The 22,880-nt window shown below is 70.6% G+C and carries 26 protein-coding genes; 18 read left to right on the plus strand and 8 right to left on the minus strand.

Annotation, left to right across the window (positions count from 1 at the left end):
* Positions 1 to 21 precede the first annotated feature (21 nt).
* Genes VKT83_14385 through VKT83_14420 form a run of 8 tightly spaced genes read left to right on the plus strand, consistent with a single transcriptional unit; the run spans position 22 to position 7,783 of the window.
* Positions 22 to 1,302: an ABC transporter substrate-binding protein gene (locus VKT83_14385; GenBank protein HLY23649.1), complete on the plus strand. Its 1,281-nt coding sequence runs from the start codon at positions 22 to 24 to the stop codon at positions 1,300 to 1,302.
* 25 nt (positions 1,303 to 1,327) lie between these two features.
* Positions 1,328 to 2,092: an ABC transporter ATP-binding protein gene (locus VKT83_14390; GenBank protein HLY23650.1), complete on the plus strand. Its 765-nt coding sequence runs from the start codon at positions 1,328 to 1,330 to the stop codon at positions 2,090 to 2,092.
* Positions 2,085 to 2,846, plus strand: a complete 762-nt coding sequence (locus VKT83_14395; protein HLY23651.1) for an ABC transporter ATP-binding protein — start codon at positions 2,085 to 2,087, stop codon at positions 2,844 to 2,846. The genes VKT83_14390 and VKT83_14395 overlap by 8 nt, the downstream gene beginning before the upstream one ends.
* Before the next feature lie 2 nt (positions 2,847 to 2,848).
* Positions 2,849 to 3,679: an isochorismatase family cysteine hydrolase gene (locus VKT83_14400; protein HLY23652.1), complete on the plus strand. Its 831-nt coding sequence runs from the start codon at positions 2,849 to 2,851 to the stop codon at positions 3,677 to 3,679.
* The gene (locus VKT83_14405) at positions 3,676 to 4,707 is read left to right on the plus strand and encodes an alcohol dehydrogenase catalytic domain-containing protein (protein HLY23653.1); all 1,032 of its coding nucleotides are present in this window, start codon (positions 3,676 to 3,678) and stop codon (positions 4,705 to 4,707) included. The genes VKT83_14400 and VKT83_14405 overlap by 4 nt, the downstream gene beginning before the upstream one ends.
* Before the next feature lie 12 nt (positions 4,708 to 4,719).
* Positions 4,720 to 5,817, plus strand: coding sequence for an alcohol dehydrogenase catalytic domain-containing protein (locus VKT83_14410; protein HLY23654.1), 1,098 nt, complete (start codon positions 4,720 to 4,722; stop codon positions 5,815 to 5,817).
* Entirely contained in the window at positions 5,814 to 7,175 is a 1,362-nt protein-coding gene (locus VKT83_14415) for a dihydroorotase family protein (GenBank protein HLY23655.1), read from the plus strand. The genes VKT83_14410 and VKT83_14415 overlap by 4 nt, the downstream gene beginning before the upstream one ends.
* Positions 7,172 to 7,783 carry a LysE family translocator gene (locus tag VKT83_14420; protein ID HLY23656.1) on the plus strand — a complete coding sequence of 204 codons (612 nt, stop codon included), beginning with the start codon at positions 7,172 to 7,174 and terminating at the stop codon, positions 7,781 to 7,783. Before VKT83_14415 ends, VKT83_14420 begins: the two co-directional genes overlap by 4 nt.
* On the opposite strand, the gene VKT83_14425 is transcribed toward VKT83_14420, so the two are convergent.
* The gene (locus VKT83_14425) at positions 7,780 to 8,991 is read right to left on the minus strand and encodes an RNA polymerase sigma factor (GenBank protein ID HLY23657.1); all 1,212 of its coding nucleotides are present in this window, start codon (positions 8,989 to 8,991) and stop codon (positions 7,780 to 7,782) included. The two genes, VKT83_14420 and VKT83_14425, sit on opposite strands and share 4 nt — an antisense overlap.
* A gap of 72 nt (positions 8,992 to 9,063) precedes the next feature.
* Positions 9,064 to 9,339 carry a YciI family protein gene (locus VKT83_14430; protein ID HLY23658.1) on the minus strand — a complete coding sequence of 92 codons (276 nt, stop codon included), beginning with the start codon at positions 9,337 to 9,339 and terminating at the stop codon, positions 9,064 to 9,066.
* A 519-nt stretch (positions 9,340 to 9,858) separates the two neighbouring features.
* Between VKT83_14430 and VKT83_14435 the strand changes: the two genes are divergently transcribed.
* The 3 genes from VKT83_14435 to VKT83_14445 all read left to right on the plus strand — a co-directional run bounded on the left by VKT83_14435 (position 9,859) and on the right by VKT83_14445 (position 11,295).
* Positions 9,859 to 10,449: a pyridoxine 5'-phosphate oxidase C-terminal domain-containing protein gene (locus VKT83_14435; GenBank protein HLY23659.1), complete on the plus strand. Its 591-nt coding sequence runs from the start codon at positions 9,859 to 9,861 to the stop codon at positions 10,447 to 10,449.
* Between the two features lie 64 nt (positions 10,450 to 10,513).
* Positions 10,514 to 10,942 carry a YciI family protein gene (locus tag VKT83_14440; GenBank protein HLY23660.1) on the plus strand — a complete coding sequence of 143 codons (429 nt, stop codon included), beginning with the start codon at positions 10,514 to 10,516 and terminating at the stop codon, positions 10,940 to 10,942.
* A complete protein-coding gene (locus VKT83_14445; GenBank protein ID HLY23661.1) occupies positions 10,939 to 11,295 on the plus strand; it encodes a YciI family protein in 357 nt (118 codons plus the stop codon). Before VKT83_14440 ends, VKT83_14445 begins: the two co-directional genes overlap by 4 nt.
* Before the next feature lie 18 nt (positions 11,296 to 11,313).
* Here VKT83_14445 and VKT83_14450 read toward each other — a convergent pair whose 3' ends face one another.
* Complete coding sequence (locus VKT83_14450; protein HLY23662.1) at positions 11,314 to 11,913, minus strand: CGNR zinc finger domain-containing protein; 600 nt, start codon at positions 11,911 to 11,913, stop codon at positions 11,314 to 11,316.
* Between the two features lie 115 nt (positions 11,914 to 12,028).
* On the opposite strand from VKT83_14450, the gene VKT83_14455 reads away from it, so the two are divergent.
* The gene (locus tag VKT83_14455; GenBank protein ID HLY23663.1) at positions 12,029 to 12,817 is read left to right on the plus strand and encodes a DUF2066 domain-containing protein; all 789 of its coding nucleotides are present in this window, start codon (positions 12,029 to 12,031) and stop codon (positions 12,815 to 12,817) included.
* Between the two features lie 44 nt (positions 12,818 to 12,861).
* Here VKT83_14455 and VKT83_14460 read toward each other — a convergent pair whose 3' ends face one another.
* Positions 12,862 to 13,077: a hypothetical protein gene (locus VKT83_14460; protein ID HLY23664.1), complete on the minus strand. Its 216-nt coding sequence runs from the start codon at positions 13,075 to 13,077 to the stop codon at positions 12,862 to 12,864.
* A 163-nt stretch (positions 13,078 to 13,240) separates the two neighbouring features.
* On the opposite strand from VKT83_14460, the gene VKT83_14465 reads away from it, so the two are divergent.
* Complete coding sequence (locus VKT83_14465) at positions 13,241 to 14,407, plus strand: hypothetical protein (GenBank protein ID HLY23665.1); 1,167 nt, start codon at positions 13,241 to 13,243, stop codon at positions 14,405 to 14,407.
* Here VKT83_14465 and VKT83_14470 read toward each other — a convergent pair.
* Both VKT83_14470 and VKT83_14475 read right to left on the minus strand, forming a co-directional pair.
* Positions 14,370 to 14,819 carry a TIGR03668 family PPOX class F420-dependent oxidoreductase gene (locus tag VKT83_14470; GenBank protein ID HLY23666.1) on the minus strand — a complete coding sequence of 150 codons (450 nt, stop codon included), beginning with the start codon at positions 14,817 to 14,819 and terminating at the stop codon, positions 14,370 to 14,372. The genes VKT83_14465 and VKT83_14470 overlap by 38 nt on opposite strands.
* Positions 14,801 to 15,688 carry an NAD(P)-dependent oxidoreductase gene (locus VKT83_14475; GenBank protein ID HLY23667.1) on the minus strand — a complete coding sequence of 296 codons (888 nt, stop codon included), beginning with the start codon at positions 15,686 to 15,688 and terminating at the stop codon, positions 14,801 to 14,803. The genes VKT83_14470 and VKT83_14475 overlap by 19 nt, the downstream gene beginning before the upstream one ends.
* Positions 15,689 to 15,898: 210 nt before the next feature.
* Between VKT83_14475 and VKT83_14480 the strand changes: the two genes are divergently transcribed.
* From VKT83_14480 to VKT83_14500, 5 genes are all read left to right on the plus strand, one after another.
* Positions 15,899 to 16,438: a sulfocyanin-like copper-binding protein gene (locus tag VKT83_14480; GenBank protein ID HLY23668.1), complete on the plus strand. Its 540-nt coding sequence runs from the start codon at positions 15,899 to 15,901 to the stop codon at positions 16,436 to 16,438.
* 88 nt (positions 16,439 to 16,526) lie between these two features.
* Positions 16,527 to 16,985, plus strand: a complete 459-nt coding sequence (locus tag VKT83_14485) for a cupredoxin domain-containing protein (GenBank protein HLY23669.1) — start codon at positions 16,527 to 16,529, stop codon at positions 16,983 to 16,985.
* On the plus strand, positions 16,982 to 18,451 hold the full coding sequence (locus tag VKT83_14490; protein HLY23670.1) for a 4Fe-4S binding protein: 1,470 nt from the start codon (positions 16,982 to 16,984) through the stop codon (positions 18,449 to 18,451). The genes VKT83_14485 and VKT83_14490 overlap by 4 nt, the downstream gene beginning before the upstream one ends.
* 11 nt (positions 18,452 to 18,462) lie before the next feature.
* Positions 18,463 to 18,900 (plus strand): cupredoxin domain-containing protein, encoded by a 438-nt coding sequence (locus VKT83_14495; protein ID HLY23671.1) that lies wholly within the window; start codon positions 18,463 to 18,465, stop codon positions 18,898 to 18,900.
* Positions 18,901 to 18,943: 43 nt separating this feature from the next.
* Positions 18,944 to 20,383 carry a hypothetical protein gene (locus tag VKT83_14500; protein ID HLY23672.1) on the plus strand — a complete coding sequence of 480 codons (1,440 nt, stop codon included), beginning with the start codon at positions 18,944 to 18,946 and terminating at the stop codon, positions 20,381 to 20,383.
* Between the two features lie 66 nt (positions 20,384 to 20,449).
* On the opposite strand, the gene VKT83_14505 is transcribed toward VKT83_14500, so the two are convergent.
* On the minus strand, positions 20,450 to 21,112 hold the full coding sequence (locus tag VKT83_14505) for a response regulator transcription factor (GenBank protein ID HLY23673.1): 663 nt from the start codon (positions 21,110 to 21,112) through the stop codon (positions 20,450 to 20,452).
* Positions 21,112 to 22,842 carry a histidine kinase gene (locus tag VKT83_14510; GenBank protein ID HLY23674.1) on the minus strand — a complete coding sequence of 577 codons (1,731 nt, stop codon included), beginning with the start codon at positions 22,840 to 22,842 and terminating at the stop codon, positions 21,112 to 21,114. Before VKT83_14510 ends, VKT83_14505 begins: the two co-directional genes overlap by 1 nt.
* Positions 22,843 to 22,880: the final 38 nt, after the last annotated feature.

A 22,880-nucleotide genomic window follows, 5' to 3' on the forward strand; every position in this document is an offset into this window, starting at 1 on the left:
CCGGCCACGGAGGTGGGGGGCTTGGCAAGACATCGCATCATGCGGCGGACGCTTCTCAAGGGAGGCCTCGCGCTGGCGGGAGCGGCGGCCGCCGGGGGGCTCGATCGCCTCCGCCCCGTCGTGTACGCTCAGCCGTCGCCGGCGTTCCGCATCGGCTTCATCGCGGATGTCACGGGCAACGTCGCGCCGAGCGGCCGCGATATGCTCGACGGCTTCCAGATGTACCTGTCCGAGAAGAACTCGATGCTCGGCGGAAAGCAGGTCCAGTTGATCGTCGAGGACGCGGGCGGCGTGCCGGCCAACGCGCTGACCAAGGCCCGCAAACTGGTGGAGCAGGACCGGGTCCACCTGCTGACCGCGCCGCTGCTGGCCAACGAGGCCTACGCGGTCCGCGATTACGTCGCGGAGCGGGGGACGCCTATGATCTTCATGGTCGCGTCCGCGGACGATCTCACCCAGCGGAAGGGCGCGCCGAACTTCGTCCGCGTCGGATGGTCGAGCAGCCAGCCCTCGCACCCGTTCGGCGAATACGCGGCGACGACGCTCAAGTACAAAAGGATCGCCGTCATCGGCAGCGACTACGCCTTCGGCTACGAGGTGGTCGGCGGGTTTCAGAAGACGTTCGAAGAGCACGGCGGCCAGGTCGTGCAGAAGATCTGGACGCCGCTCGGCACGCCGGACTTCAGCCCGTATGTCACGCAGCTGCGCCGGGACGTCGACGCCGTCTACGCGACCGAGACCGGCGTGGACGTGATCCGCTTCGCCAAGGCGTACCGGCAGTACGGCCTGAAAGACAAGATCCCCCTCATCGGCGGCGCGCTGCTGTCTGATGAGAGCCTGCTCCGCGGCATGGGCGCACCGGAGGACGCGACCGGCATCATCACCTGCCTGCACTGGGCCGCCGGCCTGACCACGCTCGCGGCGAAGAAGTTCGTCGACGCCTACAACGCCAAGTATAAGAAGGACCCGTCGTACTACGCGGAGACCAACTACACAGGCGGCATGTGGATCGATACGGCCGTGCAGCGCATCGACGGCAAGGTCGACGACCGCGCCGCCTTCCTACGCGCGATGCTGGCCGTCCAGCTGCCGAACGCGCCGCGCGGACCGGTCCGGCTCGACAGCTACCACAACCCCATCCAGAACGAGTACGTGCGAAAGGTCGAGTACCAGAACGGGCGCCTGGTCAACACCGTGATCCACACCTTCCACAACGTCTCGCAGTTCTGGACGTTCGCGCCCGCGGAGTTTCTGAAGCAGCCGGTGTACGACCGCAACTATCCGCCCTGCCGGTACTGTTAGCAGGCGGGCGCCGGCCGGCACGACGGTGACGGGGCAGGCCGTTCTGGAGCTCGACCGGATCTGCCGCCGGTTCGGCGGCCTCGAAGCGATCCGGGACGTCTCCATGTCCGTGCCGGAAGGGTCGCGCCGCGCGATCATCGGGCCGAACGGCGCCGGCAAGACCACGCTGTTCAACATCATCACGGGCGAGCTCGCCGCGACGTCGGGACGCCTCAGGCTCTTCGGCCGCGACGTGACGGGCCTGCCGGCGCACCGGCGGGCCGCGCTCGGGCTCGGGCGCACGTTTCAGATTACCAACCTCTTCGGGCCGCTTACGGTCGAGGACAACATGCTGCTCGCGGTGCAGGCGCTCGGGCCCTCGAAGTACGCGATGCTGCGGCCGCTGCGCCGCGACCGGACGGTGCTCGACCGCGCACGGGCCCTGCTCGAGCCGGCGGGGCTCTGGGAGAAGCGCGACACCGAGGTCCACGTGCTCTCCTACGGCGAGCAGCGGCAGCTGGAGGTGCTGCTGGCGCTGGCCGGGCGTCCGCGGCTCCTGCTGCTGGACGAGCCGGCGGCCGGGCTGTCGCCGGGCGAACGGCGGGAGATGGCGCAGTTCATCAAGGCGCTCGATCCGGGGCTGACGCTCCTGCTCATCGAGCACGACATGGACGTCGCGTTCGAGATCGTCGACGCGATCACGGTGCTGCATTTCGGCTGTGTGGTGGCGGAAGGGACGAAGGAGGCCGTGCGCGCGGATCCGTCCGTTCAGGAGATCTACCTCGGCGCCGAGGCGGACGCGCATGCCTGAGCCCGTCCCGTCTGACGCGGGACCGTCTCGCGGGATGCGCGAGCCTGCCGTGCTGGCCGTCGACGACATCCACACCTATTACGGCGACTCCTACGTGCTGCAGGGTGTCAGCCTCGAGGTGCGGCCCGGCGCCGTCACGGCGCTCCTCGGCCGGAACGGCATGGGCAAGACGACGCTGATCCGGTCGGTGGTGGGGTTCGCGCGGCCGCGGCGGGGCCGCGTGATGTTCGGCGGCCGTGACATCACCCGCGCGCCGAGTCACGAGATCGCGCGGGCCGGCATCGGGCTCGTCCCGCAGGGCCGCCGCATCTTCCCGTCCCTCACCGTGCACGAGAACCTGACGGTCGCGGCGCGCGACGCGAACGGTGCCGGCGGCACGCCGTGGTCGATCGAGCGGGTCCTCGGCCTGTTTCCGCGGCTCGGCGAGCGCGCCGGGCACCGCGGCAACATGCTCTCCGGCGGAGAGCAGCAGATGCTCGCGATCGGCCGCGCGCTCATGACGAACCCGCGCGTGCTGCTGATGGACGAGCCATCCGAAGGCCTCGCGCCGCTGCTGGTCCGGTATCTCGGCGACGCGATCGTCCGCCTCCGCGAGGAAGGGCTGAGCATCCTGCTCGTCGAGCAGAACCTGCCGATGGCCCTCCGGGTCGCCGGCGACGTGTACGTACTCAGCAAAGGCCACGTGGTCTATCACGGCGCGCCGGCGGACCTCGCCGCCGATTCGGCCGTCACGCACCGGTACCTGGGGGTCTAGCGATGACCGAGATTGTCGACCGCCGTCCGTTCGTTGACGCGATCCGCGCGCAGCTGCGTCTCGATCCCGCGAAGACCGCCGTGCTCGCGGTGGACGTCCACCGCGGCCATCTCGACCCTGAGGTGGCAACGATGCCGGTCTCCGCCGCCGACGCGCGGCGCGTGCGCGCCGCGGTGGCGCGCCTGCTGGGCGGCGCCCGGGCGGCCGCCGTGCCGGTCGTCTACGTGCTGCTGACGTACCGGCGTACGACACCGCCGGGGCTGGAGAGCATGGTCAACCCGTTCTGGAAAGCGGTCGAGGCCGCGCGCGAGTCGATGACGCCGGGGCGGCGCAGCACGATCGTCCGCCATAATCAGGAAGGCTCGGTGCAGACCGAGCTGCCGCCGGAACTCGCGGCCCAGCCCGGCGACTACGTGATCCGCAGCAAGAAGCGGCTCAGCGCGTTCTACGGCACCGACCTCGAGACGCTGCTGCGGGCGCTCGGGACGGAGACCGTGGTGATTTGCGGCATCAACACCAACACCTGCGTGCTCTGCACGGCGTTCGACGCCTTCAACCGCGATCTGCGGGTCGTCGTCGCCGCGGACGGGGTCGCCAGCATGTACGGCGACGACCTGCACGTGCTCGGCCTGGAGAACATTCAGCGCTGCCTCGGCTGGGTGCTCCCGGTGGAGAAGATCCTCGCGCAGTTCGGCGGAACGGTCGCCTCACGCGGCGTGCCCAAGACCGGCGCGGCGGAACGCTCCGGCTCACGCCGTAGGCCTGCGCCGGCGTCGCCCCGCTCGCCCGGCACCAGCCGGCGGAAGGCGCCGGCGTCGCACCGGTCACGGTGAAGGCGCAGCTCCTCGACGCCTGGGGCGGACCGCTCCGGTACGGCGAGCACCGCGATCCGGCCGCCGGGCCGGGCGAGGTCCTCGTCGCGGTCCGCGCGTGCGGCGTCGGCTTGACCGTCGTGAACTACATGGGCGGCAGTCTCGGCCGGCCCGAGTCCCTGCCGCGGGTGCCCGGACACGAGTTCACCGGCGTCGTCGTCGAGGCCGGACCGGGCGTGACCGGCCTGCGTCCGGGGGACCGCGTGATGAGCTACTTCTACCTGACGTGCGGCCGCTGTGAGTGGTGTCGGGCCGGCCGCGAACCTCTCTGCCGGAGCCACGGCGGGTACGTCGGCGTGCACCGCGACGGCGGCTACGCGGAGCTGGTCGCGCTGCCCGAGGCCAACGTGCTGCCGCTGCCGGACGGCGTGCCGTTTGTCGGCGGCACGGTGATCCCGGACGCGGTCGCGACCCCCTACCATGTGTGCGCGTCCCGGGCGGCGGTCCGGCCCGGCGACCGCGTGCTCGTCGTCGGCGCCGCGGGCGGCGTCGGCATCCACATGACGCAGATGGCGCGGCTGTTCGGTGGGCGCGTCGTGGCCGTGGACGTCGACGACGGGAAGCTGGAGCACTGCCGGCGCTTCGGCGCGGACGCGACGGTGAACATCACGGCGCCGGACGCGCACGACCGGGCGCGGGCGGCGTTGGACGACGGCGCCACGGTGGCGATCGACCTGGTCGGCAGCCGCGAGACTCTCGCGTGGACGTTTGGACTGCTCGGCCCGGCGGCCCGCATGATCATGCTGACGACGTTCGAAGGGGCCGGCCTCGACGTGGCGCCGCGTCAGATGGTGATGGGCGAGCTCACGCTGCTCGGATCGCGCTACTGCTCCCGGGCGGAGGTGCTCGCGGCGGCGCGGCTGGTCCGCCACGGGCAGATCACGCCGGTCGTCTCCGAGGTGCGGCCGCTCGAGGACGTCGAGGATCTTCACGGCCGGCTGCGTGCCCGCTCGCTGTTCGGGCGCGGCGCGGTCATGATGGAAGCCTAGGCGGAGGGACCCATGCGGGCGATGGCGGTCGTAGAATACGGCGCGCCGCTGCGGCTCCTCGATCTGCCGCGGCCGGCGCCCGGTCCGGGACAGGTGCTGGTGCGGGTGCTCGGCTGCGGAGTCTGCCGGTCGGATCTCAAGATCGCCGACGGGGCGATGCCGTTCTCGTCCTCGCTCCGCCTGCCCCACGTGCCCGGGCATGAGATCGCGGGCGAGATCGTCGGGTTCGGACCGCCGGAGCCGACCGGGGCTACCGGGACGGGGGGCGCCGGCGGCGGGGCCGCCGCGCCCGGCCGTGGCGGTCTGCGGACCGGCGATCGCGTCGTCGTCTACAATTACTGGGGCTGCCGGACCTGTCCGCACTGCCAGGCCGGCGAAGAAAATCTCTGCGAGCGCCTCCGCGGATGGACGGGGTTCACGTCGCCCGGCGGCTTTCAGGAGTATCTCGTCGTGCCGGAGGACTGCGTGCTCCCCTTGCCGCCGAACGTGCCGCCCGAGCACGGCGGCCCGCTGTCGTGCGCGCTCGGGACGGCCTACCACGCAGTGGTCACGCAGGGCGCCGTGCGCGCCGGCGAGAGCGTGGCGATCCTCGGCGCCGGTGGGGTGGGGCTGCACGCGGTCCAGGTCGTGCGCGCCGCGGGGGGGCGCGCGCTTGCGGTCGATCTCCAGCGGCACCGGTTGGACGCGGCGCGAGTGGCCGGGGCGGAGGGGGCTTTTCCCGCGGGGGCCGACGCGGGCGGAGCGGTGCGCGAGGCGACGGGCGGCCGCGGCGCCGATATCGTCGTCGATACGGTGGGGCATCACGGATCGCTGCTCGCCGCGGCGGACCTCGTGCGGACCGGCGGGCGCGTCGTCCTCGTGGGCTATACCGTGGCCGCCGCGGACTACCCGCCGCTGCCCACCGAGCGCGTCGTGCTCGGCCAGATCACCGTGATCGGCTCGCGGTACGTGACGCGGCGCGAACTGCGCCGGGCGTTCGACCTGGTGGCGCGAGGCCTCGTGCATCCGATCGTGGCGGAAGAAGTCCCGCTCGAGCGCGCCAACGACGCGCTCGCGATGGTCCGTGAGGACCGCGTGACGGGGCGCGTGGTCGTCCGCGTGGGGCGATGATCGATCTCGCGGTGCGGGGGGCGACCGTCGTCGGTCCGCGCGGGCGGTACCGCGCCGACCTGCACGTCGACGGCGGCAGGATCGTCGCACTCGGCACGCTCGAGGTGCAGGCGCGCGAGGTCGTCGACGCCGCGGGCCTCGTCGCGATCCCCGGGGTAGTGGACACCCACGTCCACTTCATGGATCCCGGCGAGACGGAGCGGGAGGACTTCATCACCGGCAGCGCCGCGGCCGCGGTGGGCGGCACGACCACGGTCGTCGAGCACACGCACGCGGCGCCGGTGCGCACCGCGGCCGACCTCCGCGGCAAAGTGAGCCACCTCGCCGAGCGATCCCTCGTCGACTTCGCGCTGGCCGCGCACGTGTGGCCCGATCAGGTGCCGCATCTCGACGACCTCTGGGCCGCGGGGCCGGCGTACCTCAAGATCTTCACGTGCGAGACCCACGGCGTGCCGGCCGTGCCGGCCGGGCATCTGCTGCGCGCCTTCCACGACGTCGCGCGGTGGAACGGCATCGTGCTCGCGCACTGCGAGGACGATGCGATCACCCGGGACCGGGCGGAGACGCTGCGGGCGGCCGGGCGCACGGACGGCGGCGTCATCCCGGAGTGGCGCGCGCGCGAGGCAGAGGCGGTCGCGACCGACGAGGTGGCGGCGCTCGCCCGCCTCACCGGCGCGCGCGTCGTGATCGCCCACACGAGCCACGCGCCGATCGTCGATCTGATCGCGGCGGCGCGGCGGGCCGGGGCGCGGCTGTGGGTGGAGAGCTGTCCGCAGTACTTCTACCTCGAGGAGCGCGAGGTGCTCGAGCACGGCCCCTTCCGCAAGTTCACCCCGCCCGCGCGCATTCGGACGCCCGAAGACGCCGACGCGATGTGGGCGCGCCTCGCGTCCGGCGCCGTCACGCACGTCAGCACGGATCACGCGCCGGCCACCCGGGCGCAGAAACAGCACGGGGACATCTGGGCGTGTCCGTTCGGGCTGCCGGGCGTCGAAACGACGCTCTCGCTGATGCTGACCGCGGCCGCGAACGGCCGCGTCACGCTCGAGCGGGTCGTGGACGCGCTGTGCGAGCAGCCCGCGCGGCTGTATGGATTCTATCCGCGCAAGGGGACGCTCGCCCCCGGGGCCGACGCCGACATTACGCTCGTCGACCCCGCCCGCCGGCGGCGGCTCGCCGACGCCGGCGTCGTCAGCAAGGCGGGGTGGACGCCGTACGCGGGCCGCGACGTGACCGGCGCCCCGGTGATGACGTTCGTGCGCGGCCGCCTGGTCGCGCGGGACGGACGGCCGGTCGCGGAACCCGGGTGGGGGCGGTGGCTGCCGGGCGCGGGCGCACGCGAGGGGGCCGCCCCGTGAGCCTCGACTTTCTCGTCACATCGCTGATCGTGGTCGTGTCGCCCGGCACCGGGGTGCTGTATACGCTGGCGGCCGGCCTGTCGCGCGGCTCACGCGCAAGCGTCGTCGCCGCGTTCGGCTGCACGCTGGGCATCGTCCCGCACATGGCCGCGGCGATCATGGGGCTGGCGGCGCTCCTGCACGCGAGCGCCGTGGCCTTCCAGGCCCTCAAGTATCTGGGCGTGATCTATCTACTGTATATGGCCTGGAGCGCGCTGCGGGATCGGGGCGCGCTCCGCGTAGAGGAGACGCCCGGCGCCCGCTCGGCGGCGCAGGTGATCGTCACCGCGATCCTGATCAACATTCTCAATCCGAAGCTGTCGATCTTCTTCTTCGCCTTCCTGCCGCAGTTCGTGAGCGCCAGCGAGCCGCACGCGCTCTCGCGAATGCTGGAGATGAGCGCCGTGTTCATGCTGCTGACGTTTGTCGTCTTCGTGGGATACGGGCTGTTCGCCGCGTCGGTCCGCAGGCACGTCATCTCGCGTCCCCGCGTGTTGACGTGGATGCGGCGCACGTTCGCCGGCGCGTTTGTCGCGCTCGGCATCAAACTCGCGTTCGCCGATCGCTAACCCGGCAGTTCGCTCAGGCGCTTTTGCAGAAACCGCCGCTCCGGCTCCTGCCCCACGAGCGCGAGGGCTCGAGTATACGACGCGCGGGCGTCCGCGGTTCTGCCCAGCCGCCGGCAGAGGTCCGCGCGCGCCGCGTGCGCGAGATGGTAGTCGCCGAGGTCCCCGCGCGCCAGCAGGGCGTCGATGAGCGCCAGTCCGGCCGCGGGGCCTTCGCGCATCGCCACGGCCGCGGCGCGGTTCAGTTCCACGACCGGCGACGGATACGCGGCCTGCAGCACGTCGTAGAACCCGACGATGCGGCCCCAATCGGTCGCCGAGGCGGACGGCGCTTCCGCGTGCACCGCCGCGATCGCCGCCTGAAGCGTGTAGGGGCCGACGCGCCGCGACGCCAGGGCCCGTTCCACGAGGGCCACTCCCTCGGCGATCTGCTCCCGGTTCCAGAGCGAGCGGTCTTGATCGTCGAGCAGCACCAGCTCGCCCGACGGTGAGGTGCGCGCCGCGCGGCGCGACTCGTGCAGCAGCATCAGCGCGAGCAGCCCCATCACCTCGGGCTCCGGCAGCAATTCTAAGATTAGGCGGCCGAGACGGGTCGCTTCGGCGGAGAGGTCCGCCCGCACGAGCGACGGACCGGCCGACGGAGCGTACCCTTCGGTGAACACGAGGTAGACGACGCGCAGCACGCTGTCCAGGCGGGCGGGCAGATCCTCCTTCGGCGGCACCTGGTAGGGGATCCGCGCGTCGCGGATCTTCCGTTTGGCGCGGACGATGCGCTGCGCCATCGTGGGGGCCCCGGCGAGGAAGGCGCGCGCGATCTCCTCGGTTGTAAGTCCGCAGACCTCGCGCAGCGTGAGCGCCGCCTGCGCCTCCGGCGCGAGCGCAGGGTGGCAGCACGTGAAGATCAGCCGGAGCCGGTCGTCCTCGAGCTCGCCGTGCTCCCGTCCGGCCGCGTCGGCGGCGCCGAGTTCGAGGTCCTCGGCGATCTTGACGAGCGACGCGTCGAACCGCGCCCGCCGGCGCAGCGTATCGACCCCCTTGAAGCGGCCCGTCGAGACGAGCCACGCGCGCGGGTTGGCCGGCACGCCGTCGCGGGGCCACTGCTCGACCGCCGCGGTGAAGGCGTCGTGCATCGCTTCCTCGGCGAGGTCGAAGTCGCCCAGCAACCGGATCAGGGTGGCGAGGACGCGCCGCGACTCGGCGCGGTACACCATATCGACCGCCTCACGCGCCTGTTCGGCAGAGTTTCCACTGTGCGGCTTCATCGACAGCGCAATCACGGTCCTTTACCCCGGCTCCTCAACCGGCCGGATCTCGATGCTGCCAAACTGGGCTTCCGGCATCCTGGCCGCGACCCGGACGGCGTCGTTGAGGTCGCGGGCCTGGATCAGGACAACGCGGTGCAGCCGTTCCTCGGGATCGGCGGCGGGGCCTTCGGCGGCGGGGCCTTCGGCGGCGGACAGCCTGCCGTTCCGAACCCGGACGGTCAGGGCGTCCCGGCCGTGCGCCGCCGCCCCATCAGGGTCTTTCTTCTTATTGTAAATCAGGCACGCGTATTTCATAGCTCCCTCGGATAGAAGCGGTAACCGCATACAGTAGTCGTTTGGAGAGGTGTCGGATCGACATGCAGGGCCGGCCCAGGCCGGCGGTAGGCCGGCGGGCATGTCGATTTCGCGCCGCGCGTACGACTATAGAGTGGAAGAAGAACGGAGAGGAGCTTCTGAAGAAGGGGTGCGTGCCGGCATGTGGACCCGGTACCTGGTGCCGCTGGGCCGCGTAGCGTTTGCCGCGGTCTTCATCGTGTTCACGCCGCCCGATTTCACGCCGCAGGGCATCGCCGAGGCCGCGCAACAAGGGGTGCCGCTGGCGCCGGTCTTGGTGCCGCTGGCCGGTCTGATCGCGCTGGCCGGCGGGGCGAGCGTCATTTTGGGGCGCAGTTTGGGTTCTTTCTGGCCAACACATCGAGGATCGGCACCGCGCTGCTCATCGCGTATTTCGGGGCGGGGCCGTTCAGCCTCGACGAGCGCGCCGCGGCGCCGCGGCCAAAGGACTGACCGGCGCCGGGCCCAAAAGCACCCGGCATGGCCGACCCGATTCAGGAGATCGTGCAGGAACGCGAGCGGGCACGGGAGCGCGGCGATCCGCTCGCCGAGGTGTGCTACCTGGTCACCGTGGCGTCGGCCGACCGCGCGGAGGCGCGCGCCCTGACGCTCCGGGACATCACCGAACGCGGCATCGGCGTCATGGTCAACCGCACGAGTCCCAAATGGCTGCAGCTGTCGCAGACCGAGACCGCCACCGTGCTGATCCACTGGCCGAGCGTGCGGCGCCAGTACCGGATCTGGGGAACGGTCGCGCCGATGGAGCCGGAGCGGGTCGACGCGTACTGGCGGCGCAAGACCCACGGCTCCAAGCTGCTGGAGTACTACTATACGGAATTCCAGCCCCAGAGCGGGACGATCGCCTCGCGCGAGGAGTTTCTGGCGGGGATCGAGGCGCTGCGCCGGCGCTATCCGAACCTCGACGCCGTGCCGCCGCCGCCCAGTCTGGCGGGGATCTACGTGGTGCCCCGCGAGATCGAGCTCTGGCACGGCTCGGAGGAGCGGCTCCACGACCGCCGGCGGTACCGCCGGTCCGGCGCGGACTGGGAGTGCACGACGCTCGTTCCGTGATGTCGAAAACGGCCCCGCCCGTTCGACTACATGACGAACGAGACGCGCGAACGGAGGAGAACAGATGCGGTTCATGATGCTGATGATCCCGAAGGGCTACGAAAAGGCGCACCCCGGCGCGGTGCCGAGCGCCGAGGCGGTCGACGCGATGATGAAGTACAACGAAGCGCTGCGGACGGCCGGCGTGCTGCTGGCGCTCGACGGGCTGCACCCGCTCTCGGCGGGCGCGCGGGTGGAGTTCTCCGGCGGCAAGCACATCGTGACGGACGGGCCGTTCATCGAGGCGCGGGAGGCTCTCGGCGGGTACTGGATGATCGACGTGCCGTCGAAGGCCGAGGCCGTCGCGTGGGCGTCGCGGTGTCCGGGAGACGACTGCACGATCGAGGTCCGTCAGGTGTTCGAGATGTCGGAGTTTCCGGAAGACGTCCAGAAGGTCGCGGCCAAGTACCCCGAAGTCGGGCGGCACGTGGAGCAGCGGAAGGAGAAGAAATGAAGTACATGCTTTTGGTCTACGGGAACGAACAGGCCTGGGATGAGGCCGAGCGAGAGCAGTGCTATAAGGATTCCGCGCAGGTGGCGCACGATCTCAGAGCGGCCGGCCTGGACGCCGTCGCCGCCCCCCTGCATCCGGTCGCAACGGCGACGAGCGTGCGCGTGCGGGAGGGCAAGCGGTTCGTCACCGACGGACCGTTCGCGGAGACGCGCGAGCAGCTCGGCGGTTACTTCATCGTCGACGTTCGGGATCTGGACGACGCGATCGCGATCGCCGGCCGGCTCCCGAGCGCGCGCCTCGGCACGATCGAGATCCGGCCGATCATGGAGATCCCCGGCCTGCCCTCGCACTGAGCGGAGCGGCGGCGGCGGTCAGCGCGCCGGTCCCGCCGGACTGGGCCCTCGAGCCGGAGCGCGATGGTGCGATCGGTAGGCCTGCGCCTTCATGCGGTTCCCGCAGATCGACATGACGCACCACCGGCCGGAGCGGTTTTTCGAGTGGTCGTAGAACGCCCAGTGGCAGCGCCGGCACGCCTTCAGCCGGTCCCACGTCCCGTCCATCTGCGCGGCCATCGCGGCGGCCAGCAGGCGTCCCAGCGCGCCGACCACCCCCGCGGCCTCCGGTTCCAGCCGCATCGTCCCGTCGCGCCGGAACCGGATGACGAGGCGCGCATCCCGGGCGAGACGGCCGAGCGCCGCGGCGGCCGCGCCGCCCGCGGGCACGCGGTTGTGTGCGAGGGTGAGCCGCCGAAGGGCTTCGCGGACCTCCAGCGCGCGCCGCAGATCGGCGCCGCCGACGCGCGCGGTGCGCTCGAGCAGCCCGTGCGCCGCCAGCCACCGGCGGAGATCGGCCGGTGCGACGAACTCGTCCGTGCGCAGGCCGAGGTGCGACCGCTCGACGTTGTAGGTGTTGATGAACTGCTGCACCAGGCGCAGCGCTCGCGGCGCCGGCCGCCGTCCCCCCGGTTCCATCCGCACCCCTCCGTTCTGCCGGTCCCATCGTAGCACGGCCGACGGGCGCCGGAGCAGGAGGGATAACCTATGTTATAAAATTGATGGTTACTTGAACCGTGCGAGGTCCAGGCGTATGCGACGGCTGGTGGCGCTGCTTCTGGTTGTTGCCGCACTTCCGTTCACCGCCCGTTCCGGCAGGGCCCAGGACGTGAGCGGTCTCTATCAGGCGACGGCGATCGTTACGGGCTCGGACCGGCGCTACCGCAATGTCGGATTCGCGCGGTGCCTGCGGGAGGTGCTGGTGAAGGTCTCCGGGGAGCCCCGGCTCGGCCGCGATCCGCGGGTCGACCGGCTGGCCGCGGAAGCGAATATCTTCATCGGATCCTTTACCTACGTGGATCAGATGGCCGGCATCAAGCACAAAGACGACCAGGGAACCTATGATCGGCCGTTCGATCTCACCGTGCGCTTCGTCCCGGCGCTGATCGACAAGATCCTCGCGGATCTGGGAGAACGGCCGTGGCCCGGTGCGCGGCCGGCGATCGTGCCGGTGCTCACGATCCGCGGCTACAGCACCGCCTACGCGCTGACCGCGGAGACGCCCGCGGGAGCCGACCTGCGGACCTCCTTCGCCGCCATCGGGCGCGACTTCGGCATGCGGGTGCGGTTCCCGGCCGCGTCCGAGTTCGACGCCGCGGGCGCGGCGGGCCCCTCGACGGGGCAGTCCTCACCCGGCGACGCGGTCGTCGCCGGCACGCTGGTCTTCGAACGGACGCTCCCGGGGTGGGTCGGGGCGTGGCAGATGCGGTACGGCGGGGTCGACTACGCGTGGGGCATTCGCGGCGTCAACTTCGACGAGGCGTTCCGCGACGTCGTGCGCGGCGTGGTGCGGGTCGCATCCGGGCACGGCGCGCCGGATTGACCCAGGACGGATCCCGATCGCGGGCGTCCTAACCGCGCGTCAATCTACGCGTCGTCGTATCGGTCGTATCCCGAGGGATCTTTCACGATCTTCGCCGGTTTCTCGCCGAGCACTTTCTTCAGGAGGTCGAGCGCGTTCCGTTTCGATTCTTCGGCGCTCTCGTCCATCGCCTTGCCCGCTTCCTGGAAGGTCTTGTTGGTGACCGACTTTCCTGTGGGTTCGGCTCCGGCGTGCCCCGCTCCCATGGGGTTGTCCGGCATCTTGCATCCGCAGTTGTAACACATCGCTTTACCCACCCCCAACCGGTTTCCGGCGCGGCCCGACCGTCGCGCCTGGACTCGCTTGTACTTTCTCCTTCGGCGTCGATGATTAACCGACCCTCAACCGAGGACGTCGCACCGCGCCCGGCGTATCTGATCCGGCATGAAGAACAACGCAGCCCGCGCGTCGCAGTTCACAAGGATCGGTTACCTCGACATCCCCGGCGGCGGCCAGGTAGTTGTCGACGGCCGCTGGGCCTACGTCGGGCATATGGCGCCGCCGCACGGCACCAGCATCATCGACGTCGCCGACCCGCGCGCGCCGCGGCTCGTGGCGGAGATCTCGATCCCGGGCAACATCCACTCACACAAAGTGCGCGTGCTCGGCGATCTCATGCTGGTCAACCACGAACGGTACCCGTCGCACGGCGCGGGCCCGTCGGGCGCCCCCGTGGATGAGCCCGCGGTGGGCCTCACGCTCTACGACATCGCGGATCGCGCGAAGCCGCGTCCGATCGGCCGGTTCCCCACCGCGGCCCGCGGCGTCCACCGCTTCGACCTCGCCGGGACGCGCGTCTTTCTCTCGACGGAGTGGGAAGGCTTCTCGACCAACATCCTCTCCATCGTGGACGTGGCGCGCCCGGCGCATCCCGAGCTGGTGAGCCGGTGGTGGCTGCCCGGCCAGCACGTCGCAGCCGGTGAGCGGCCGCCGATCGGCGGCCGCCATTATTGGATGCACCTAGCGCTCGCCCGCGGCGAGCGGGCCTACGCGGCGTGCGGGCAGGCCGGCGCTGTGATCATCGACATCTCGGATCTGCGCGCGCCCCGTACGATCGGCTCGGCGGCCTGGAACCCGCCGTACACGTCTCCGACGCACACCGTCCTGCCGCTGCCGCATTCGATCCGCGGCCGCCGGTTCGCCGTTGTCACCGACGAAGACGTCACGGACGACGTCCTCGAGGATCCGCCGGCGTTCATGTGGGTGCTCGACATCACGAACGAAGCGCGCCCGGTGCCGGTCGCGACCTATCAGGCGGATCCGGAGGGTCTCGTCGTGCCGGGCCGCCGGTTTGGGGCGCACCAGCCGTGGGAGGACGTGGGACCGGACAACGTCGTCTTTCTCGCCTGGTTCAGCGGCGGCGTGCGCGCGGTCGACGTCTCGAACCCCTACGCGCCGCGCGAGGTGGGCTGCTACGTGCCCCCGGCGCCGGACGGCGAGCCCGCGCCGCAGACCAACGACATCTTCGTCGACGGCCGCGGCCTCGTCTATGCGATCGACCGGTACCGCGGTCTCAGCGTCCTCGAGTTCGCCCCGTACGCGGCCAGGTAACGACCCGCACCGGCGTGACGGCGAGCACGGGGCGCTCTTCGAGGCGCATCGTCCGGTACTGACGGTACTTCAGCCGGAGCGCACGCAGCGCCGCGGCATGCCCGGCCGCGCCCGGCCGCAGCACGCGCGCGGTGCCGAAGACGAGGACGTACCAGAGGCGCCGCCAGTCCTCCCGATACGCGTCGACGACTAGGGCGACGTGCGGATTGGCGACGATGTTGCGGACCCGCTTGAGGCGCAACGGGGCCGCGCGCTTCGGTTTCTCGTCGATCGGGGTGTAGAGGCGCCGGCCGACGGCCGCGAAGCAGATCGGAACAACGTGCGGACGGCCGCGCCGGTCCGCGGTGGCGAGCCGAGCCACGCGCGCGCGGGCGAGGACGATCCGCAGACCCGCTACGCGGAGCCCAGCCACCGCTCGGCCAATGTGATGAGGGCGGTGTGGTCCTCGGCGGCCAGACCGGCCTGAGATGCGGCCCGCCAAGCCTGCCGCACCACCTCGCCCAGGATCATCGGGACGTCGAGACCCGCGGCCACGTCGAGGCAGATGTCGAGGTCCTTCAGGTACTGCGCGACCGTGAAGCCGGCGGTAAAGCGGCGCGGCAGCATGTGCTGGGCGACCTTGTTCTCCGTCGTGTAGCTGCGGCCGGTCGAGCGGTTCACGGCCTCGAGCATCCGCTCGGGCGCGAGTCCCGCCCGCCGGGACAGGGCGACGGCTTCGACGGCGCTCCAGATCGTCGTCGCGGACATGAGGTTGTTGATCGTCTTGGCGACGTCGCCGTCTCCGGGCGCGTCGCCGACGTGGACGATCCGGCCGAAGACTTCCAGGACCGGCCGCTGCGATTCGAGGAGCGCCGCGGGCCCGCCCACCATCACGCACAGCGTGCCCTGCTCGGCGCCCCGCACGCCGCCGGAGACCGGCGCGTCCAGGACGCCGACGCCGCGGCCGGCGAGGTCTGCCGCCAGCCGGCGCGTCACGCCCGGATGCGAGGACGTCATCTCGAGGAGCGTCTGCCCGGCGCGGACGGCCGCCACCAGGCCGTCTTCGCCGTACACGGCGCGCTCCACCGCCGGGCCGTCCGGCAGCATCGTGATGATCACGCCGGCGCGGCCGATGGCGTCGCCGATGCTCCCCGCGGCCGCCGCGCCGCCGGCGCGGGCGGCCGCGACCGCCTCCTCGCGAATGTCGTAGGCCGCCACCTCGTAGCCGGCGCCGATCAGGCGCCTGACCATCGGCTGTCCCATCCGGCCTAATCCGATAAACCCGATCCGGTTAGTCACCATAGCGCCTGTATTTCTGTGCCGCGCGGATCAGTTCATGCGGGGACGGCCGTATCGGGTCGGGACCCTATGCGGCGTCACGGCAAATCGCCATCCCAGGCTGGCGGCCTTTCGGGATGGCCGCGGGCCGCCCCGGGACTAGAGTACAGATAACGGCGGTGGGAACAGCGCCGCTCGAGACGCACCGGTCCACCATAGAGAGGGGAGACGGCCATGATGACGGCGAGACTGGCAAGAGTGATCCAGCGGGGGCTCGTAGTGGCGGTCATCGCCGGAGCCGTGGCGATGGTTCCGGGGACGGCGGGCCTGGCCGCCGCGGCGCATACCGTCGACATCTCGATCGTCGCGGGGAAAGACGCGGCCGGTGGGGGGTTCGATTTCAACGGCTACCGCAACGGCGCGATGACGATCACCGTGCCCGTCGGCTGGCAGGTCGCCGTGCACTTTGTGAACGTCAACGACCTGCCGCACAGCGTGGCCGTGCTGGCGGTCGGCGCGGACAAGTCGCCGGCGCCGGGCGGGAGCCCCGTCTTCTCGGGCGCCACGACCAAGGACCTCGCCGGCGGACTTCCCAAGGGCGGGAAGCAGACCTTTACCTTCGAGGCCTCAAAGGCCGGGACGTACGAGTTCGTGTGCGGCGTGTCCGGACATGCGGTCGCCGGGATGTGGGACAAGCTGGTCGTCTCGGCCTCGGCCGAGGCGCCGAGTGTGACGCCGGCCGGCGCGGCGACGCTCACGGTGGGCGGCAACTAAGTCGAGAACGGAAGCGGGGGGCCCGGCGGGGGCCGCGCGTCGCGCGCCCGCCGGGCCCGGTTACACCAAGCTGAGGGGAGGCAGGCTGATGAGAGGCCGACGGTACCTGGCGATGGTGGCGGGCGGGGTGATCCTCGTGGCCGGTCTCTTCGCGGTCCGGCTGGGCGCCTCTCCGCTGCCGCACCCGCGGACCATCACGCTCGAGGCATCGCAGTGGCGGTACACGCCCGGCATCGTGACCGTGAACGAGGGCGATCCCATCACCCTCATTATCAAGGCCAGCGACGTGACGCACGGATTCTACCTCGACGGCTACAACGTGACCGAAACGGTCGTGCCCGGCCAGACGATCACCGCGCGGTTCGTGGCGACACGGAGCGGGCGGTGGATGTTCCGCTGCGCCGTGACCTGCGGTCCGTTCCATCCCTACATGATCGGCTGGCTGCGGGTGCAACCCAACGTCACGCTGCGCTTGGGCCTGCTGGCGCTCGGCGCGATCGGCGCCACCGCGCTGTACGCGGCGTGGGAGGAGGGAAGCGGACGATGAGCGCGGAGAAACGGGTGGTGGCCCGCACGGCGACGGCCGAGGCGGTGGACGCGCCGGCGGCGCCGCGCGACGTCTTCCTCGGATTCGTGCCGGTGGACGCGCGCCTCGAGCTGACCAAGGCGCCGTGGCTGCGGCGCCTGCTGCGAAGCCGCTGGACGACCTTTCTGCCGACGGCGCTGAACCTCTTTCTGTTCCTCGTGATCCTCGCCGCGGGCATCGTGGGGACGCCCGTCGGCAACGCGAACATCGCGATCGTCTTCATCTGGATTTTGTGGTGGTCCGCGCTGATGCTGGTGCTCGTGCCTTTCGCGTCCCGCCTGTGGTGCGGGATGTGCCCCCTGCCGGTGCTCGGCGAATGGGTGCAGCGGTTTTCGCTGGTGGCGCGCCGGTGGCACAAGCCGCTCGGCCTCTCGATCAAATGGCCCAAGAAGCTCCGCAGCATGTGGCTCGTGAACGGCGTGTTTCTCGGCGTCGCCGCGTTCAGCGGGATCATCACCACACGGCCCTGGGCGACCGTGGCGCTCCTCGGCTCGATCATGGTCCTCGGCACGGGACTCTTCCTCGTCTACGAGCGGCGGACGTTCTGCCGCTATCTCTGTCCCGTCGGCGGCTTCCTCGGCCTGTACGCCAACTTCGCCGCGATCGAAATCCGGCCGAAGAGCCAGCCGGTCTGCGTGGGCCACAAGTCCAAGGAGTGCATCCTCGGCAGCATGGCGGGGCACGGCTGCCCGTGGCTCGAGCAGCCGACCAACCTCAAGCGCAATACCTACTGCGGGATGTGCTTCGAGTGCTTCCGCTGCTGCTCGCAGGACAACATGGGCCTGTACGTCCGGCCGTTCGGCACGGATCTGCTCGTGGAGTCGCACCGCGGCCTCGACGAGTCCTGGAAGGCCTTCATCATGCTCGGCGCGGCGGCCGTATACTCCGCGACGATGATGGGACCGTGGGGCACGCTCAAGGACATGGCAAACTTGCGGTCGTTCGGCGGGTGGGCGCTCTTCGCCGTCGGGCTCATCACGGTGCTGGCCGGCGTGCTGCCCGCGCTGCACGGCGCGTCCGCCTGGCTGTCCTGGCGTCTGGCGGGGCGCACCGTGCCGCTCAAGAAAGTGTTCACGAACTTCGCCTACCACCTGGTGCCGATCGGCCTGCTCGCGTGGATCGGATTCAGCTTCGCGATCCTGCTGCCGAACGGATCCTACGTGATCCGGGTCATCTCCGATCCCTTCGGCTGGGGCTGGAACCTCTTCGGCACGGCGCACTTTGCCTGGACCCCGGTGCTGACGAGCTGGCTGCCGGCGCTGCAGGCCGCCTCGCTGCTGTTCGGGTTCGTCTACTCGCTCGATGTGGCGTGGAAGATCGCCCGTCAAACGTTCCCCGCGCCGGCCGCCGCGGCCCGCGCGGTGGTGCCGCAGATCGTGCTGCTGGGCGGGATCACGGCGGCGTTCCTCTGGCTCTTCGTCGGGTAAAGGAGGCCGAGATGCGAACCTTCATGAGGGCGGTATCGATCTGGGGACGGCGGAGGCTGTTCCAGCTCCGCGCGGTCGGAACCGGCGAGATCGTCGCGCTGGCCGTCGTGGCGGTGGTCCTCGTGGTGGGCCCGGCGAGCGTCTTCGCGTACGGGCGGTGGATGGACCGGCACGTCGCCGTGGTGCACGCGCGGCAGTGGCAGTACGCGCCCAATGTGCTGCACGCGACGGCCGGGGTGCCGCTGCGGATCCGGCTGGAGTCGGACGACGTCGTGCACGGATTCAAGGTCATCGGGCTGGACGCCCAGGTGACCCAGCTGATTCCCGGGAAATCAATGGAGTTGACCGTGACGGCGCCGAAGCCCGGTACCTACCTCTACATGTGCACGACCTACTGCGGGTTGAAGCACGCCATGATGTTCGGCAAGCTCATCGTGACGGCTCCGTAGGGAGCTTGTACCAACGCACAACGGACATAGGGGGGAACGCGCTGTGCCTGGGACGCTGAAAGCGCTCAACACGACGATGATGCGCGCGCTCGTTGGTGCGCGCGCCGCCCTGCTCGTCGCCGTCGCGCTCCTCATCGGGTGCGTGTGGGTTCGACCGGCGGATGCCCTGCCGAGCTTCGCCGCGCAAATGGGGGCGCCGTGCAGCGCCTGCCACGTCGGCGGATTCGGCCCCCAGCTCACGCCGTTCGGCATCGCGTTCCGGGCGAACGGGTACACCTGGGGCGGCGGCACCGGTCCCTGGGCGCACATTCCGGTCAACCTCGTCGTATCGCCGACCTACCAAACCCAGGCCGCGGCGCAGCCGGCGGCGCCCACCGGGTACGGCAGCGCCACGAATAACTACTTCAACCTCCTCGGCAGCGGGACGTCCGTGTTTATCGCGGGCGGGCATTCCTTCGGCGGCCAATTCGGCATCGGCGGATTCGAACAGATCGGGTTCATTCAGACGCCGGGCGGGCCGCTGGTTGCCTCCGAGGCGACGTCGGATCTCGCCATCACGAAGCCGATCACCCTCAAGGATCACTCGCTGCTGCTGGGCTTCCACTTCACGAACACGGCGTCCGGTGGGGATCCGTACAACACGCTGTACAACGGCTTCGCCTTCCCGTACATCATTCCGTTCATCGGGCCGTTCCCGAGCGCCAACCCGACGATCGCCGCGCTCGGCACGACCGTCTACGGCATGAGCCTGTATGGGCTGTATGACAACAATCTCTACGTCGAAGCCGGGCTTTACCAGTCGTGGGGCCCGAATACGCTCACCACGATGAACATTGGGGCGTCGAGCCTCGGCACGATCGCCGGCGGGGCGCCCTACTTCCGCATCGCCCGGCAGCAGTCATGGGGCGGCAACTTCCTCGAAGTCGGCGGTATGTACATGAGCATGCCGATGCAGAACGTCCCGGGTGCCAACGCGGTGACCGACCAGAACCAGTACGTCGACTGGGGGTTCGACGCCACCTACCAGCACACGTATGGGCCCAACGTCCTGGCCATCACGAGCAACATCCTGTTTGAGAGCCAGACGCTGACGGCCTCCCAGGCCGCGGGCCTATCCAGCAACGGGACAAACACTCTCACGCAGTTCCGTATCGCCGCCTCGTATTACTGGCACAACACGTACGGGGCAACCCTCGCCTTCACGAGCACGACGGGAAGCACCGATCCGACGCTGTACGCCCCGGCCGCGCTGACGGGCAGCGCGAACGGCAGCCCGAATTCGCAGGCGATCATCGCGCAAGTCGATTGGACGCCGTTTGGCAGCGACACGACCCACGCCGGCTACCCGTGGCTCAACGTCCGGATCGGCCTCCAGTACACGGCCTACCTCTCGTTCAACGGCGGCACGGCGAATTACGACGGCTCGGGGCGCAACGCCGGCGACAACAACACGCTGATGCTGTTCACCTGGTGGGCGTTCTAGCAGTCTAGCAGGTTGGGGCCGGGAGGAGGCGGCCGCGCGCCGTCTCCTCTCCGGGCGCGGCATTCGTTACGGCGACGTCGGATCGCTGTCGATCAGCCGCTCGCGGATCGCGAAGCGGACGAGCTCCGCGCGGTTGTGCAGGCCGAGCTTGTTCATGATGTTGGTGCGGTGGCGCTCGACGGTATTGGGGCTCAGGCCGAGCTGTTCGGCGATCGCCTTGCCGGTTAGGCCCTGTGCGATCAGGGTGAGCACTTCGCGCTCGCGCGCGGTGAGGGCCGGACCGGACCCCTCGCTCCCGCGCTCCCCGGCGCGGCGGTACTCAGTGAGCATGCGCTTCGCCTGCTCGGGCGTGAGGTACGCCGTTCCGGCCGCCGCGGCCCGCACGGCCTCGAGCAGCTGCGCCGGGTCGGCGCCTTTGAGAACGTAGGCTTCGGCGCCGGCGGCGAGCGCCTCGAGAAAGAATCGCTGGTCCCCGTGCATGGTCAGCGCCACGACGTGGACCTCCCCGATCTCCGCCTTCATCCGGCGAATGGCCTCCAGGCCGCCCATCCCCGGCATGTTGAGATCCATGACCGCGACCTCGGGCCGAAGGGTCCGTGCCAGCGCGAGTGCTTCCTCTCCCGTGCCGGCCTCGCCCACCACGGCGATGTCCTGCTTGCTCTCCAGAAACGATCGGATGCCGGCGCGGACGATCCGGTGGTCGTCCGCGATCAACACCCTAATGGGCATCAGGCTTCTTCCACCGGGATGGCGGCGAAGACGCGCGTCCCCGACTGCGGCCGCGACGTCACGGACAGCGTTCCGCCGAGCAGCGCGACGCGCTCCCGCATCCCGGCCAGCCCCCAGCCGCGGCCTTCGTTCGGCACCGCGAGCGGCTCGACGGCGAAGCCCCGGCCGTCGTCCTCGACGACGATTTCGAGTGCGTCCGCGACGCGGGCCAGCGAGATGGCGACGTGCCGGGCTTCGGCATGCCGCACCACGTTCGTAATCGCCTCCTGCGCGAGGCGGAATGCCACGAGCTCGAGCCGGCGGGGAAGGCGATCGTGCTCTTCCAGTCCGGAGACCGTGACGCGCAGGTCGACGCCGGCGGGAGTCAGGTGCGATTCAGCGCACCAGCGGATGGCGGGAATCAGTCCGAGGTCGTCCAGCACCGCCGGACGAAGGTCCAGCATGAGCCGCCGCACGTCCTCGATCATGCCGGAGGTTTGGGCACGGATCGTCTCGAGCCGGGAACGAACTTCCCCCGCCTCCGGCCCCAGCGTGTCCTCGGCGGCGCTCAGCTGCAGCACGAGGGCGCTCAGTCCCTGGCCGATCTCGTCGTGCAGCTCCCGCGCGATCCGGCGGCGCTCGTCCTCCTGCGCGACCACGATGCGCTCGAGCAGCTGGCGCCGGTGGGCGTGCGCGGCGCTGAGCTCCCGCGTGCGGTTGGCCACCCGGTCCTCCAGTTCGCGGTTCCACGCCGCGATCTCTTCGTGCGATGTGCGCAGTTTCACGCGCATCGCTTCGAAGGCCTGGGCGAGGACCCCGACCTCGTCCCGCCGCTCGACGCCGACGGCTTCGTCGAGGTTGCCGCCGGCGATATGCTCCGCGGCGGTCCTGAGGCGCGCTAGCGGCCGCAGGACGCCCTTGGTGTCAAAGAAGGCGAGCGTGGACATGCCCCCGACGATGACCGCGCCAAGGGCCAGCAGGCCGTTCAGCAGCGCGTGCGGCAGCGAGAGCACGACGTCGCGCGGCTCCTCGAGGTTGACGGCCCACCCGGGATAGCCGGGGAGCGGCGTGTAGGCGACGTAGTGCGGGCGCCCCGGAACGTTGTGGAAGGCGATGGCGGTCTGTCCCGGCCGGACCAGCGGCGCGAGGATCGGCAGATGCTCGCTCGCGTGCCCGACGTCCGCAAGCACGGCCGCCGCGCGAACGGTGCCGCTCGGATCCAGGATCTCGAAGTCGGCGGGCCGTCCGGCGCGCTCGTCGAAGGCGCCGGTGAGCGCGAGGCGTTCCAAGTCGACCGCGCCGACGAGCACGTCGCCGTCCGCGAGCGGGACGGTGAGCGCCGTCAAATGAACGTTCGGCGCGACCGGAATCGAAGGCAGCGCGGCGGCGCCGCCCGACGACGCGTCCGCGACCGCCGCGGCAAGATCCGGGGACATCGCCCCGAACCACGCGGCCGGTTGAGCCCAGAGCACCCGGCCGTCCGCGCGCACGATCGCGAGTCCGGCAAATCTGGTCGACCACGCAGAGTTCTCGAGAACCGCGGCCCGCCGGTCGGGGGCGGTCTCCTGGGAGAGCTCCCAGCCGAGATCTTCGAGTTCGTGCCGGTAGCCTCCGAGCATCGCCGCCAGCCGGCCGGCGAGCGCCGTCGCGACCTGTACCCGCTGCTGAATGACGGTCGACGTGCTTTCTTGGACCGCGCGGACCGCGATCACGGCAAAGACGGCCAGAATGACGGCGGTGGCCGCCGCCACGCTGAGGGTGATCCGGGTCTGAAGGCCGAAGGATCGAC

This window comes from bacterium (assembly GCA_035308905.1).
Classification (GTDB): Bacteria; Sysuimicrobiota; Sysuimicrobiia; order Sysuimicrobiales; family Segetimicrobiaceae; genus DASSJF01.

Excerpts from the sequence above, each read along its gene's own strand:
- VKT83_14475 (HLY23667.1), bottom strand. The coding sequence starts at position 15,688 with ATGGTGACTAACCGGATCGGGTTTATCGGATTAGGCCGGATGGGACAG.
- VKT83_14440 (HLY23660.1), top strand. The coding sequence starts at position 10,514 with ATGCGGTTCATGATGCTGATGATCCCGAAGGGCTACGAAAAGGCGCAC.
- VKT83_14435 (HLY23659.1), top strand. The coding sequence starts at position 9,859 with ATGGCCGACCCGATTCAGGAGATCGTGCAGGAACGCGAGCGGGCACGG.
- VKT83_14400 (HLY23652.1), top strand. The coding sequence starts at position 2,849 with ATGACCGAGATTGTCGACCGCCGTCCGTTCGTTGACGCGATCCGCGCG.
- VKT83_14485 (HLY23669.1), top strand. The coding sequence starts at position 16,527 with ATGAGAGGCCGACGGTACCTGGCGATGGTGGCGGGCGGGGTGATCCTC.
- VKT83_14415 (HLY23655.1), top strand. The coding sequence starts at position 5,814 with ATGATCGATCTCGCGGTGCGGGGGGCGACCGTCGTCGGTCCGCGCGGG.
- VKT83_14425 (HLY23657.1), bottom strand. The coding sequence starts at position 8,991 with ATGGTGTACCGCGCCGAGTCGCGGCGCGTCCTCGCCACCCTGATCCGG.
- VKT83_14450 (HLY23662.1), bottom strand. The coding sequence starts at position 11,913 with ATGGAACCGGGGGGACGGCGGCCGGCGCCGCGAGCGCTGCGCCTGGTG.
- VKT83_14490 (HLY23670.1), top strand. The coding sequence starts at position 16,982 with ATGAGCGCGGAGAAACGGGTGGTGGCCCGCACGGCGACGGCCGAGGCG.
- VKT83_14460 (HLY23664.1), bottom strand. The coding sequence starts at position 13,077 with ATGCCGGACAACCCCATGGGAGCGGGGCACGCCGGAGCCGAACCCACA.
- VKT83_14455 (HLY23663.1), top strand. The coding sequence starts at position 12,029 with ATGCGACGGCTGGTGGCGCTGCTTCTGGTTGTTGCCGCACTTCCGTTC.
- VKT83_14395 (HLY23651.1), top strand. The coding sequence starts at position 2,085 with ATGCCTGAGCCCGTCCCGTCTGACGCGGGACCGTCTCGCGGGATGCGC.
- VKT83_14410 (HLY23654.1), top strand. The coding sequence starts at position 4,720 with ATGCGGGCGATGGCGGTCGTAGAATACGGCGCGCCGCTGCGGCTCCTC.
- VKT83_14480 (HLY23668.1), top strand. The coding sequence starts at position 15,899 with ATGATGACGGCGAGACTGGCAAGAGTGATCCAGCGGGGGCTCGTAGTG.
- VKT83_14430 (HLY23658.1), bottom strand. The coding sequence starts at position 9,339 with ATGAAATACGCGTGCCTGATTTACAATAAGAAGAAAGACCCTGATGGG.
- VKT83_14465 (HLY23665.1), top strand. The coding sequence starts at position 13,241 with ATGAAGAACAACGCAGCCCGCGCGTCGCAGTTCACAAGGATCGGTTAC.
- VKT83_14505 (HLY23673.1), bottom strand. The coding sequence starts at position 21,112 with ATGCCCATTAGGGTGTTGATCGCGGACGACCACCGGATCGTCCGCGCC.
- VKT83_14445 (HLY23661.1), top strand. The coding sequence starts at position 10,939 with ATGAAGTACATGCTTTTGGTCTACGGGAACGAACAGGCCTGGGATGAG.
- VKT83_14495 (HLY23671.1), top strand. The coding sequence starts at position 18,463 with ATGCGAACCTTCATGAGGGCGGTATCGATCTGGGGACGGCGGAGGCTG.